The sequence below is a fragment of the Streptomyces sp. Ag109_G2-15 genome (assembly GCF_900215565.1).
In the GTDB taxonomy this organism is placed as follows: domain Bacteria; phylum Actinomycetota; class Actinomycetes; order Streptomycetales; family Streptomycetaceae; genus Streptomyces; species Streptomyces diastatochromogenes.
The window spans coordinates 997,039-1,010,244 of record NZ_OCNI01000001.1 but is presented as its reverse complement, the minus strand read 5'-3'; the positions used below and the strand labels follow the sequence as shown (position 1 = coordinate 1,010,244).

The window sequence follows — 13,206 nt, the reverse complement described above, 5'->3', positions numbered from 1 at the left end:
TCGGCATATCTAAAAACTCACAGCAGTTGAACTATTGACTTCGAAACTTGAAGGCATAGTCTCTGCAACGTTGCTTTTACCTTCAGGTGTCACCACCTGAGAGGGCTCACCCCCACCCGGCAGCGTTGCCGGGCCCCGAGGAGATTTTTCGTGACCAGCACAGCGCAGGCACCTCAGCAAGGAGCCAGGACGGCTCACCCCGAACATCTGGGGCACGTCATCTTCATCGCGGCGGCGGCCGCCATGGGCGGTTTCCTCTTCGGCTACGACAGCTCCGTGATCAACGGCGCGGTCGAGGCCATCCGCGGCCGCTACGACATCGGCTCCGCGGCCCTTGCGCAGGTCATCGCCATCGCTCTGATCGGCTGTGCCATCGGCGCCGCCTACGCCGGACGGATAGCCGACCGCATCGGCCGCATCCGGGTCATGCAGATCGCCGCCGTGCTGTTCACGGTCAGCGCCGTCGGTTCGGCGCTGCCCTTCTCGCTGTGGGACTTCGCCCTCTGGCGCGTCGTCGGCGGCTTCGCCATCGGCATGGCCTCGGTCATCGGCCCCGCCTACATCGCCGAGGTCGCCCCGCCGGCGTACCGCGGCCGCCTCGGCTCCTTCCAGCAGGCGGCGATCGTCATCGGCATCGCCATCTCGCAGCTGGTCAACTGGGGTCTGCTCAACGCCGCCGGCGGCGACCAGCGCGGCAAGCTGATGGGCCTGGAGGCCTGGCAGGTCATGCTCGGCGTGATGGTCGTCCCGGCCGTGCTGTACGGCCTGCTCTCCTTCGCGATCCCCGAGTCCCCGCGCTTCCTGATCTCCGTCGGCAAGCGTGAGCGCGCCAAGGAGATCCTCGCCGAGGTCGAGGGCCAGGACCGTGACCTGGACGCCCGCGTCGCCGAGATCGAGCACGCGATGAACAGCGAGCACAAGTCCACCTTCAAGGACCTGCTCGGTGGCGGCTTCTTCTTCAAGCCGATCGTCTGGATCGGTATCGGCCTCTCGGTCTTCCAGCAGTTCGTCGGCATCAACGTCGCGTTCTACTACTCCTCGACGCTGTGGCAGTCGGTCGGTGTCGACCCGACGGACTCGTTCTTCTACTCCTTCACGACGTCGATCATCAACATCGTCGGCACCGTGATCGCGATGATCTTCGTGGACCGCGTCGGCCGCAGGCCGCTCGCGCTGATCGGCTCGGTCGGCATGGCCGTCGGTCTCGCCCTGGAGGCCTGGGCGTTCTCGTACCACCTGGTCGACGGCAAGCTGCCCGCGACCCAGGGCTGGATCGCCCTGATCGCCGCCCACGTGTTCGTCCTCTTCTTCGCCCTGTCCTGGGGTGTGGTCGTCTGGGTCATGCTCGGCGAGATGTTCCCGAACAAGATCCGCGCCGCCGCCCTGGGCGTGGCCGCCGCCGCGCAGTGGATCGCCAACTGGGCCATCACCGCGAGCTTCCCGTCGCTGGCCGACTGGAACCTCTCCGGCACGTACATCATCTACACGGTCTTCGCCGCGCTCTCCATCCCGTTCGTCCTGAAGTTCGTCAAGGAGACGAAGGGCAAGGCGCTGGAGGAGATGGGCTAGGCCCCACAGTCCCGAGGAGACGGGCCAAGTCCCCGCTGCCCGCCTCCTCGTACCGTCCGCCGCCCCCGCTCGGTCACTGTCCGAGCGGGGGCGGCGGTCCGCTGTCTCACCAGATTCTGCTGTCTCACCAGATGAGGACGCCGGCCCCGAGTCGACGGGCGCGCAGCGCCGCCGCCTCGATGTTGTCCAGGCGGCGGCCGATCCCCCACGGATCCACCCCGGTCGCCCCTCCGATCAGGTCCAGGTGGGCACGCAGCAGGGCGATCTCCGCCAGGAACTCCGGCACCTCCTCGGTCGCGACCTCGACCCACTCCCCGTCCAGCAGCGGAAACCAGCGGGCCCCGAGCGAGCGCACCGCGTCCGATCCCCATACCTTCCAGCGCCAGGACTCGAATCCAGCCGAGTCGTTGCAGCCCTCGGGCACGTCGAGCACGTCGAACTCCCCGTCCGGTCCCCGGACGACCACATCCACGCTCAGACTCATGACCCCAGTGCAGCACCGCAGCTCCCGGCCGGACCACCGGTTATCGCCGCAGCTCAGCTCCCCAGCACCGGAACCACCCGCTCCGCGAACAACCGCAGGCTCCGCCACCCCTCCGCCGCCGGCATCCCACCCGCCAGCGGATGCAGTACGAGACTGTCCAGGCCCTGCGCCACGCACTCCTCCGGTGTGAGGATCCGGTACACGCCCTCCGCGCGCAGCTCCTCGACCGTCGTGGCCGCCGATTTCACCGCCGAGCGGATGTCGCCGGACTGCCAGGAGGCGTAGGTCCGGGCCTCGTGCAGGAAGTGCTCGCCGTACGTGGACCACGCCCGGTCCGGATCCTCGGCGACGTGCAGCAGCGGAGTCTCGGCGGCGGGCATCATCGTCCAGCCCTCGGTGCCGTACTCCGTCAGCTGCTCCTTGTAGTACGCCTCCAGCTCCGGCAGATGCGCGCTGGGGAAGAACGGCAGGCCGAGCCGGGCGGCCCGGCGGGCGGCGGCCTTCGACGAGCCGCCGACCAGCAGCAGGGGGTGCGGATCGGTGTACGGGCGCGGGGTGAGCCGTACCGTACGGCCCCGGTAGGTGAACTCCTCGCCGGTCCACGCCTTCAGCAGGGTCTCCAGCAGCTCGTCCTGGAGCCGGCCGCGCCGCTTCCAGTCCACGTCGAACAGGGCGTACTCCTCGGGCCGGTAGCCGATCCCGGCCACCGTCACCAGCCGCCCGCCGCTGAGCAGGTCCAGCACCGCGATCTCCTCGGCCAGCCGCAGCGGATCGTGCAGCGGGCCGATCACCGCCGACACCGTCACCGCGATGTTCCGGGTCGCCCCGAACACCGCGCCCGCGAAGGCGAACGGCGAGGGCAGCCAGTTGTTGTCCGCGCCGTGGTGCTCCTCGGTCTGCACGGTGGTGATCCCGTGCTGGTCCGCGTACGCGGCCATCTCCAGGGCGGCCCGGTAGCGGGCGGCGAGAGCGGCGGGGGTGGCGCCGGGAGCGACGAGGTTGAAACGTACGACCGTGACGGGCATGGGAAGTCCCCCTCCGGTGCGGCTCGGTGGAGGGGGACGGTAGCTGACGGAGCGTCAGACGGCCAGAGGCTCGGCCTCCTTGGCCTCCTCCTCCGCCGCCCGCGGTGTGACCACCGCCGGCTTCGGCAGCGCCAGGTACAGCAGGCCGGAGATCACGATCGTGGCGACCCAGCCCAGGCCGTACTCGCCGATGACGTTGTTCTTCGCCAGCGGGCCGGTGAACCAGTCCGAGGTGGTGAACATCAGGCCCGCCACCAGGCCGATCGCCCAGGCGGCCACCGCGGCGGGGGAGAAGCCGCCCCGGTACCAGTAGGCGCTGGTGCGGGTGGTGTCGGTCATGGCGCGGCCGTCGTACTCCGTGCGGCGCAGCATGTCCGCGCCGAACACGCCGACCCAGGCGGAGAAGGCCACCGCGAGCAGGGAGAGGAAGGCGATGAAGGAGCCCATGAAGCTGGTCGCCACCAGCATCAGCACCCCGCCGAAGACCAGCGAGATCACGGCGTTGACCGAGACCGCCCAGTGCCGCGGCACCTTGAAGCCGAGGGTCTGCGCGGTGAAGCCGGCCGAGTACATCGACATGGAGTTGATCAGCAGCATGCCGATCAGCGCGATCAGCAGGTACGGCACCGCGATCCAGGTCGGCAGGATCTCGCCGAGGAAGGAGACCGGGTCGGAGGCCGAGGCCAGGTCGGGGGTGGCGACCGCCATCACCGCGCCCATCAGCACCATCGGCAGCACGACGATGCCGGCACCGCCCACCGCCGTGCCCACGATCGCCTTCGACGACGCCGTGCGCGGCAGATACCGGGTGAAGTCGGGTGCCGACGGGATCCAGCTGACGCCACCCGCCGCGATCATGCCGATACCGGTGATCACCGCCGCCGTGGAACCGGCGCTGTGGGCCGTCACCTTCGACCAGTCGGTGTTCACGGCCAGGTACACCAGGACCAGGAGCGAGAAGACGCCGAAGAAATAGGTCGCGTACTTGTTGCACTTCTGGACGGCGTTGATGCCCAGCCCCGAGATCGCGAAGGTCGCGACCACGAACACCAGCAGCGTCACCAGGTCCAGCGCGCTGTTGGCCTTGATGCCGAACACGATGTCCAGGATGGTGAGCATCGCGTAGGCGCCGGTCACCGCGTTGATCGTCTCCCAGCCCCAGCGGGCTACCCAGATCAGCGAACCGGGCAGCAGATTCCCGCGCTGCCCGAACACCGCGCGCGACAGCGCCATGCCGGGCGCCCCGCCGCGCTTGCCCGCGATGCCGATCAGCCCGACCAGGCCGTACGACACGATCGGCGCGGCGACCGCGACGACGAGCGCCTGCCAGATGTTCAGGTGGTAGGCCACCACCAGGCTCGCGCCCATGGTGAGCAGCAGCACGCTGATGTTGGCGCCGACCCAGGTCGGGAACAGCTCCCGGGTTCTCGCGGTGCGCTCGTGGTCCGGTACCTGCTCGATGCCACGGGTCTCGAGAGCGCCTTCGGTCTCGGCTGTCTTGCTCATGAAAGACGATGCCCTAGGGGTGGGGGGACAGGGGACGTGGGGACTCTACGCGCGTTGATAGAGTCGCTGCCATCGTACTTTGGTCCGACTCCTCGCCTTACGGGTCGTTTGTCTCTCAGAGGAAGGTACAAGCAGGGCTCTGCCGTAACCCATGGCTGATACTGGACGGGTTATGGAAACCGTCATCCTTGCTGTAGTCATCGCCGTGGTCGTGCTCGGCGCGCTCGGCGGGCTCATCGTCGGCAGCCGGCGCAGGAAGCCGCTGCCCCCGCCGCCGCCCGCCGCGCCCGACATCACCGCGCCCCCGGCCGAGCCGCACGTCGGCGACGAGGCCGAGACGCCGCGCGACGAACCGCGCCGGACGATCGAGGAGGTGGATCTCCCCGGCGGCTCGGCACCGGTCGCCGTGGAGGAGCCTCCCGTCATCGAGGCTCCCGAGATCGAGATCCCGGAGCCCACCGCGGGGCGGCTGGTCCGCCTGCGCGCCCGCCTGTCCCGCTCGCAGAACGCCCTCGGCAAGGGCCTGCTCACGCTGCTGTCCCGCGAGCACCTCGACGACGAGACCTGGGAGGAGATCGAGGACACGCTGCTCACCGCCGACGTCGGTGTGCAGCCCACGCAGGAGCTGGTCGAGCGGCTGCGCGAGCGCGTGAAGGTGCTCGGCACCCGCACCCCGCAGGAGCTGCGCGGCCTGCTGCGCGACGAGCTGCTCAAGCTGGTCGGCACCGACTTCGACCGCACGGTGAAGACCGAGCCCGAGGACCGCAAGCCCGGCATCGTGATGGTCGTCGGCGTCAACGGCACCGGCAAGACCACCACCACCGGCAAGCTCGCCCGCGTCCTGGTCGCCGACGGCCGTACGGTCGTTCTCGGCGCCGCCGACACCTTCCGTGCCGCCGCCGCCGACCAGCTGCAGACCTGGGGCGAGCGGGTCGGCGCCTACACCGTGCGCGGGCCGGAGGCCGGCGACCCCGCCTCCGTCGCCTTCGACGCGGTCAAGGAAGGCAAGGAGATGGGGGTCGACGTGGTCCTCATCGACACCGCAGGGCGTCTGCACACCAAGACCGGCCTCATGGACGAGCTGGGCAAGGTCAAGCGTGTGGTCGAGAAGCACGCCCCGCTGGACGAGGTGCTGCTCGTCCTCGACGCCACCACCGGCCAGAACGGTCTGGTGCAGGCCCGGGTGTTCGCCGAGGTGGTGGACATCACCGGCATCGTGCTGACCAAGCTGGACGGCACCGCCAAGGGCGGCATCGTGGTCGCGGTCCAGCGCGAGCTGGGCGTGCCGGTCAAGCTGATCGGCCTCGGCGAGGGCGCGGACGACCTGGCGCCGTTCGAGCCGGAGGCGTTCGTGGACGCCCTGATCGGTGACTGACTCAGGCAGTAAATTTACTGAGTCGCGAAAGAAGCGCCCGCCCCCAAGGTGCAGTTGGGGACGGGCGCTTCGCCATGTGCGTCGCGGATACGGCCGTCACGCCCGCGCCCGCGACCGGTGCGCCACATACGCCAGCGTGCCCAGCAGCAGCCGGGCCGCCGGTGGCCGGGTCGCCGAGTCCAGGGCCGGCGGGCGCAGCCAGCGCACCGGACCGAGGCCGCCCCGGTCGGAGGGCGGGGCGGTGACGTACGTGCCCGGGCCGAGGCCGCGCAGGTCCAGGGCGGAGGGGTCGTCCCAGCCCATGCGGTAGAGCAGCTGGGCGAGTTCGGCCGCGGCACCGGGGGCGACGAAGAAGTGGGCGCGGCCGTCCGGGGTCGCGGCGACCGGGCCGAGCGGGAGGCCCATGCGCTCCAGGCGGACCAGGGCGCGGCGCCCGGCGGGCTCGGCGACCTCGACGACGTCGAACGCGCGGCCGACGGGCAGCATCACGGACGCGCCCGGGAACTCGGCCCAGGCCTTGGACGCCTCGTCGAGCGTGGCCCCGGCCGACACCTGCGGCGCGAAGTCGAGCGGGTGCGCGCCCGGCGCCGGACAGTCCGGGTGCCCGCAGGAGCAGGCGCCCGCCGCGGCCCGTGCGCCCGGCACCACGTCCCAGCCCCACAGCCCGGTGAACTCGGCGACGGCGGTGCACTCCGACGAGCGGCCGCGCCGACGCGTGCCGGAGCGGATCTCGCGAATGCCGCCGATCGTGAAGCCCATGCCCCCTCCAACGGGTCCAGCGCGCCGGTGGTTACGACACGGAGCGAGACGGAAGCGGAACGTGACCCTACGGCTCCGCCTTCCCCCGCTCCCGCGAGGCCAAGGCGGCGCTTTGCAGCGCCACGGGTGGTGCATCGGACTTCGCGCGCCCCTGCGCGCATCACTCCGCCCACTTCCGGCCGTCCTATGTCAAGTGAATCGCGTGGAGGCGATCGGGAGTTCATTCGAAGGGGTGGCGAATGGTGGCGTTTCAGGGATCGCCATGGCTGGGTCGGTGATCGTAGGATTACTGTGAGTGTGCGAGGCCTGGGGGCACATGCACCCGTGGGTATGCCGGAGGCAAGTCGTCAGCTCGTTCGAAGGGTGAGAACCGGCGGACGGAGGCCGTATTTACCGGCATTCTGATAGGGCTTGGCGCATTCGGCGACAAGTGGTCTCAGGGATGGGGGCGTTCCAGTGGGCGGCAACGGCGGTAGCGGTACGAACGCTGACAAGCGCCCCAACGAGCTGCTCGGTTCGTGGTTCGTGCGCAGCGGCTGGTCCAAGGGCGAGCTGGCCCGCCAGGTGAACCGAAGGGCACGCCAGTTGGGTGCCAACCACATCTCCACGGACACCTCACGGGTGCGCCGCTGGCTGGACGGGGAGAACCCGCGCGAGCCGATCCCGCGGATCCTCTCCGAGCTGTTCTCGGAGCGCTTCGGCTGTGTCGTCTCCATCGAGGACCTCGGTCTGCGCGCCGCCCGTCAGTCACCCTCCGCGTCCGGCGTCGACCTGCCCTGGACGGGTCCGCAGACGGTGGCCCTGCTCAGCGAGTTCTCGCGCAGCGACCTGATGCTGGCGCGGCGCGGCTTCCTCGGGACCTCGCTGGCCCTGTCCGCGGGCCCGTCCCTCATCGAGCCCATGCAGCGCTGGCTCGTGCCGGCCCCCTCCTCGCCGGTCCCGCCCGAGTTCGAGCCCGAGCCCGTCTTCGAGTCCCGCAGGCCCGGCCGGCTGTCCAAGCCCGAGCTGGACCTGCTGGAGTCCACCACCCGGATGTTCCGCCAGTGGGACGCCCAGTGCGGCGGCGGCCTGCGCCGCAAGGCGGTCGTGGGCCAGCTGCACGAGGTCACCGACCTCCTCCAGGAACCCCAGCCCGAGGCCACCACCCGCAAGCTCTTCAAGGTCGCCGCCGAACTGGCCGAGCTGGCCGGCTGGATGTCGTACGACGTCGGGCTCCAGCCCACCGCGCAGAAGTACTTCGTCCTCGCCCTGCACGCCGCCAAGGAGGCCGGCGACAGGCCGCTGGGCTCCTACATCCTCTCCAGCATGAGCCGCCAGATGATCCATCTCGGCCGGCCCGACGACGCCCTGGAGCTGATCCACCTCGCCCAGTACGGCAGCCGCGACTGCGCGAGCCCGCGCACCCAGTCCATGCTGTATGCGATGGAGGCCCGCGCCTACGCCAACATGGGCCAGCCCGGCAAGTGCAAGCGGGCGGTCCGGATGGCCGAGGACACCTTCGGCGAGGCCGACGAGTGGGACGAGCCGGACCCCGACTGGATCCGCTTCTTCTCCGAGGCCGAGCTGTACGGGGAGAACTCCCACTCCTTCCGCGACCTCGCCTACGTCGCCGGACGCAGCCCCACCTACGCCTCGCTGGCCGAGCCGCTGATGCAGCAGGCCGTGGAGCTGTTCGCCAAGGACAGCGAGCACCAGCGGTCGTATGCGCTGAACCTGATCGGCATGGCCACCGTGCACCTGCTCCAGCGCGAGCCCGAGCGCAGCACGGAGTACGCCTCGCAGGCCATGGACATCGCCAAGAAGGTCCGCTCCGAGCGTGTGAACACTCGTATTCGAAAGACGGTCGACACGGCCGTGCGCGACTTCGGCGATCTCAGCGCCGTCGTCGACCTCACCGACCAGCTCGCCGTCGACCTCCCGGAGACCGCCGAGGCCGTCTGACCCCGAAGGACACGCATGCCCCGGCCGCGGCCGGTCCTCCCGAACTGCCCGACTCGGCTCCCCCACGCCAGGTCATCGAGAGGCCCGCCGCGGCCGGCCCTTTCCTCCGGAGGGATCCTCCGGAGAAGGTTGCGCCACGATAACGATCCCGCAGCCAGACATCTCGCACTTCATCTACGCGTAACACACAGGGCGCCTTCGTCACCCCGGCGAAACAACGAGGGGCTTCCACCGAAACCGCGCTGCGCCAATCTCATGGCGCATAACCGGCCCACCCCTCACTGAACCGGACCGCTCTCAGGCTTCGCCCGCACGGGGCCGTACCAACCGACGAGGAGACGCCGATGGCACCAGCCATCACGCTTGCCGCGGAGGCACCCAAGCTGTCCTCCGCGAACACAGGCTTCATGCTCATCTGTTCCGCCCTGGTGCTGCTCATGACCCCGGGCCTGGCCTTCTTCTACGGAGGCATGGTCCGGGTCAAGAGCACCCTCAACATGCTGATGATGAGCTTCATCAGCATGGGCATCGTCACCATTCTGTGGGTGCTCTACGGCTTCTCCCTCGCATTCGGCACGCACAACAGCCTCATCGGCTGGAACTCCGACTGGTTCGGCCTCAGCAACATCGGGCTGACGGAGCTGTGGGACGGCTACACCATCCCGATCTTCGTCTTCATGGTGTTCCAGCTGATGTTCGCGATCATCACGCCGGCCCTGATAAGCGGCGCGCTCGCGGACCGCGTCAAGTTCTCCGCCTGGTCGCTCTTCATCGCCCTGTGGCTCACGATCGTCTACGTCCCGGTCGCCCACTGGGTCTGGGGCGCCGACGGCTGGGCCTACAAGCTCGGTGTGATCGACTTCGCCGGTGGTACGGCGGTGCACATCAACGCCGGTGCCGGTGCCCTCGGCGTGATCCTGGTCATCGGCAAGCGCGTCGGCTTCAAGAAGGACCCGATGCGCCCGCACAGCCTCCCGCTGGTCATGCTCGGTGCCGGTCTGCTGTGGTTCGGCTGGTTCGGCTTCAACGCCGGTTCGTGGCTCGGCAACGACGACGGCGTCGGCGCGCTGATGTTCGTCAACACGCAGGTCGCGACGGCCGCCGCCATGCTGGCCTGGCTCGCCTACGAGAAGATCCGGCACGGCGCGTTCACCACGCTGGGCGCCGCCTCCGGTGCGGTCGCCGGTCTGGTCGCGATCACCCCGTCGGGTGGCGCGGTCTCCCCGCTCGGCGCGATCGCCGTCGGCGCCATCGCCGGTGTCGCCTGCGCCGCGGCCGTCGGGCTGAAGTTCAAGTTCGGCTACGACGACTCGCTCGACGTCGTCGGTGTCCACATGGTCGGCGGCATCATCGGCTCCCTGCTCATCGGCTTCTTCGCCACCGGCAAGGGCCAGTCCGCCGCCACGGGCGTCTTCTACGGCGACCACACCTTCACCCAGCTGTGGAAGCAGTGCGCCGGTGTCGGTGCGGTCCTGGCCTACTCGCTGATCGCCTCCGCGGTCCTCGCCTTCCTCCTCGACAAGACCATCGGAATGCGGGTCAGCGAGGACGAGGAGGTCTCGGGCATCGACCAGGCCGAGCACGCCGAGACCGCATACGACTTCAGCGGCGCCGGCGGCGGTGTCATCGGATCCGCCGCGGCCTCCCCGGCCCTGGCCGCCACGCACAGCAAGAAGGTGGACGCATGAAGCTCATCACCGCCGTCGTCAAGCCTCACCGGCTGGATGAGATCAAGGAGGCCCTGCAGGCCTTCGGCGTCCACGGGCTGACGGTCACCGAGGCAAGCGGTTACGGTCGTCAGCGGGGCCACACCGAGGTCTACCGCGGTGCCGAGTACACCGTCGACCTGGTCCCCAAGATCCGTATCGAGGTACTGGCCGAGGACGACGACGCCGAGCAGCTGATCGAGGTCATCGTCAAGGCGGCCCGCACCGGCAAGATCGGTGACGGCAAGGTCTGGTCCCTGCCGGTCGAGACGGCCGTACGGGTCCGTACCGGCGAGCGCGGCCCGGACGCGCTCTGACACGACAGAAGACAGGAGTCGCTGGGTGACGGGTACGGATGTGCGGAACGAAGCGGATGACTCGGGACCCAGCGGCTACGCGGCGGCCCGGCTGCGCCTCCTCACCGAAGGAGCGCGGTCCGGGCCGCCGCGCCGTGCCGCCCTCGCCGAACTGACCGACGACTGGCTCGCCGGGCTGTTCACGGCGGCGGCCGACGGACTCACGGGCGTCTCACTGGTCGCCGTCGGCGGCTACGGCCGTGGCGAGCTGTCCCCGCGCAGCGATCTCGACCTCCTGCTGCTGCACGACGGGAGCGACCCCGGCGCGGTCGCCGCCCTGGCCGACCGCCTCTGGTACCCGGTGTGGGACCTGGGCCTCGCCCTCGACCACTCCGTCCGCACCCCGGCGGAGGCCCGCAAGACCGCCACAGAGGATTTGAAAGTCCAACTCGGCCTCCTGGACGCCCGCCATCTCACCGGTGACCTCGGCCTCACCGCCGGACTGCGTACGGCCGTCCTGGCCGACTGGCGCAACCAGGCACCCAAGCGCCTCCCCGAACTCCAGGAACTCTGCACCGACCGCGCCGAACGCCAGGGCGAGCTGCGGTACCTCCTGGAACCCGACCTCAAGGAGGCCCGCGGCGGCCTCAGGGACGCCACCGCCCTGCGTGCCGTGGCCGCCTCCTGGCTGGCCGACGCCCCGCGCGAGGGCCTCGCGGACGCGCGCCGGCGCCTGCTCGACGTCCGGGACGCCCTGCACCTGGCCACCGGCCGGGCCACCGACCGGCTCGCACTGCAGGAACAGGACCAGGTGGCGGCCGAGCTGGGACTGCTGGACGCCGACACCCTGCTGCGGCAGGTCTACGAAGCGGCGCGCGTCATCTCGTACGCCAGTGATGTCACCTGGCGCGAGGTGGGGCGCGTGCTGCGCTCGCGCGCCGTCCGCCCACGCCTGCGCGCCATGCTGGGCGGCGGCAAGCCGGTCGCCGAGCGCTCCCCGCTGGCCGAGGGGGTGGTGGAGCAGGACGGCGAGGTGGTGCTCGCCCGGACCGCACGCCCCGAACGCGACCCCGTGCTCCCCCTGCGTGCCGCGGCCGCCGCCGCGCAGGCCGGACTCCCGCTCTCCCTGCACGCCGTACGGCGCATGGCCGCCACCGCGCGCCCCCTGCCCACGCCCTGGCCCGCCGAGGCCCGCGAACAGCTGGTGACCCTGCTCGGCTCCGGCCGCCCGACCGTCGACGTCTGGGAGGCCCTGGAGGCGGAGGGCCTGATCAGCCGCCTCCTGCCGGACTGGGAGCGGGTCCGCTGCCGCCCGCAGCGCAACGCCGTCCACATCTGGACCGTGGACCGGCACCTGATCGAGACGGCCGTCGGCGCCTCCGAGCTGACCCGCCGGGTCGGCCGCCCCGACCTGCTCCTCGTCTCCGCCCTCCTGCACGACATCGGCAAGGGCTGGCCCGGTGACCACTCGGTTGCGGGCGAGATCATCGCCAAGGACGTGGCCGCGCGGATCGGCTTCGACCGCGCGGACGTGGCGGTGCTGTCCACGCTGGTACGGCACCATCTGCTGCTCGTCGAAACGGCCACCCGGCGCGACCTGGAGGACCCGGCGACCGTCCGCTCGGTCGCCGAGGCCGTCGGCACCCAGAGCACGCTGGAACTCCTGCACGCCCTCACCGAGGCGGACGCCCTCGCCACCGGACCCGCCGCCTGGTCGTCCTGGCGCGGCTCCCTCGTCGCCGACCTGGTGCGGCGCGTCTCCGCCGTCCTCGCCGGGGACGCCCCCGAGGAACCCGAGCCCGCCGCGCCCACGGCCGAGCAGGAACGCCTCGCCATCGAGGCCTTCCGCACCGGCAGCCCGGTCCTCGCCCTGCGCGCACAGACCGAGCCGGTGCCGGAGGAGGCCGCCGGCTCGCCCGAGCCGCTCGGTGTGGAGCTGCTCATCGCCGTACCGGACCAGCCCGCCGTGCTGCCCGCGGTCGCCGGCGTCCTCGCGGTGCACCGCCTGACCGTCCGCACGGCCGAGCTGAGCGCCCTGAGCCTGCCCGACGACGTCGACGACGGCGCGGTCCTGCTGCTGAACTGGCGGGTCGCGGCCGAGTACGGCTCCCTGCCCCAGGCCGCCCGGCTGCGCGCCGACCTCGTCCGCGCCCTCGACGGCTCCCTCGACATCGCGGGCCGCCTCGCCGAGCGGGACGCGGCCTACCCGCGCCGCCGCGGCTGGGTGGCCCCGCCGCCCCGCGTGACGGTGGCCCCGGCGGCCTCCCACCACGCCACGGTGATCGAGGTGCGGACCCAGGACGCCCCCGGACTGCTGCACCGGATCGGGATGGCCCTGGACAAGGCCGGGGTGCGGGTGCGCAGCATGCATGTCAGCACTCTGGGCGCCAACGCCGTCGACGCGTTCTACGTCACCACCGGCACGGGTGCGCCCCTGCCCGCACAGGACGCGAACTCGCTGGCCCGGGTGCTCGAGGAGACCCTGCGGGGATGACCCTTCCCCGATGAGTTCACCGCCGGGATACCCTGGAGGGCGATTCCCAGC

At 70.7% G+C, this 13,206-nt stretch carries 10 protein-coding genes; 6 read left to right on the top strand and 4 right to left on the bottom strand.

Annotated elements, in window-relative coordinates; all coding sequences use genetic code 11:
- The first annotated feature begins 150 nt into the window (after positions 1–150).
- Entirely contained in the window at positions 151–1,569 is a 1,419-nt protein-coding gene (locus tag CRP49_RS04125) for a sugar porter family MFS transporter (protein WP_097252196.1), read from the top strand.
- 124 nt (positions 1,570–1,693) lie between these two features.
- Here CRP49_RS04125 and CRP49_RS04120 read toward each other — a convergent pair whose 3' ends face one another.
- From CRP49_RS04120 to CRP49_RS04110, 3 genes are read right to left on the bottom strand one after another with little or no spacing between them, the layout of a single operon-like run.
- Entirely contained in the window at positions 1,694–2,053 is a 360-nt protein-coding gene (locus CRP49_RS04120; RefSeq protein ID WP_097252195.1) for a hypothetical protein, read from the bottom strand.
- A 53-nt stretch (positions 2,054–2,106) separates the two neighbouring features.
- Positions 2,107–3,078: an LLM class flavin-dependent oxidoreductase gene (locus tag CRP49_RS04115; protein WP_097252194.1), complete on the bottom strand. Its 972-nt coding sequence runs from the start codon at positions 3,076–3,078 to the stop codon at positions 2,107–2,109.
- A gap of 54 nt (positions 3,079–3,132) precedes the next feature.
- A complete protein-coding gene (locus CRP49_RS04110) occupies positions 3,133–4,584 on the bottom strand; it encodes a cytosine permease (protein WP_097252193.1) in 1,452 nt (483 codons plus the stop codon).
- A gap of 172 nt (positions 4,585–4,756) precedes the next feature.
- Between CRP49_RS04110 and ftsY the strand changes: the two genes are divergently transcribed.
- Positions 4,757–5,959: a signal recognition particle-docking protein FtsY gene (gene ftsY / locus CRP49_RS04105; protein ID WP_097252192.1), complete on the top strand. Its 1,203-nt coding sequence runs from the start codon at positions 4,757–4,759 to the stop codon at positions 5,957–5,959.
- A gap of 96 nt (positions 5,960–6,055) precedes the next feature.
- Here the strand turns inward: ftsY and CRP49_RS04100 are convergent, their stop codons facing one another.
- A complete protein-coding gene (locus CRP49_RS04100) occupies positions 6,056–6,718 on the bottom strand; it encodes a bifunctional DNA primase/polymerase (RefSeq protein WP_097252191.1) in 663 nt (220 codons plus the stop codon).
- A 456-nt stretch (positions 6,719–7,174) separates the two neighbouring features.
- Here CRP49_RS04100 and CRP49_RS04095 point away from each other — a divergent pair, with 456 nt between their 5' ends.
- The 4 genes from CRP49_RS04095 (at position 7,175) to CRP49_RS04080 (ending at position 13,155) form a co-directional block, all read left to right on the top strand.
- Positions 7,175–8,659, top strand: a complete 1,485-nt coding sequence (locus tag CRP49_RS04095) for a hypothetical protein (protein ID WP_097252190.1) — start codon at positions 7,175–7,177, stop codon at positions 8,657–8,659.
- A 344-nt stretch (positions 8,660–9,003) separates the two neighbouring features.
- Positions 9,004–10,347: an ammonium transporter gene (locus CRP49_RS04090; protein ID WP_097252189.1), complete on the top strand. Its 1,344-nt coding sequence runs from the start codon at positions 9,004–9,006 to the stop codon at positions 10,345–10,347.
- On the top strand, positions 10,344–10,682 hold the full coding sequence (locus tag CRP49_RS04085) for a P-II family nitrogen regulator (protein ID WP_030990174.1): 339 nt from the start codon (positions 10,344–10,346) through the stop codon (positions 10,680–10,682). Before CRP49_RS04090 ends, CRP49_RS04085 begins: the two co-directional genes overlap by 4 nt.
- 25 nt (positions 10,683–10,707) lie before the next feature.
- The gene (locus CRP49_RS04080; RefSeq protein ID WP_097252188.1) at positions 10,708–13,155 is read left to right on the top strand and encodes a [protein-PII] uridylyltransferase; all 2,448 of its coding nucleotides are present in this window, start codon (positions 10,708–10,710) and stop codon (positions 13,153–13,155) included.
- The last annotated feature ends 51 nt before the right edge of the window (positions 13,156–13,206 follow it).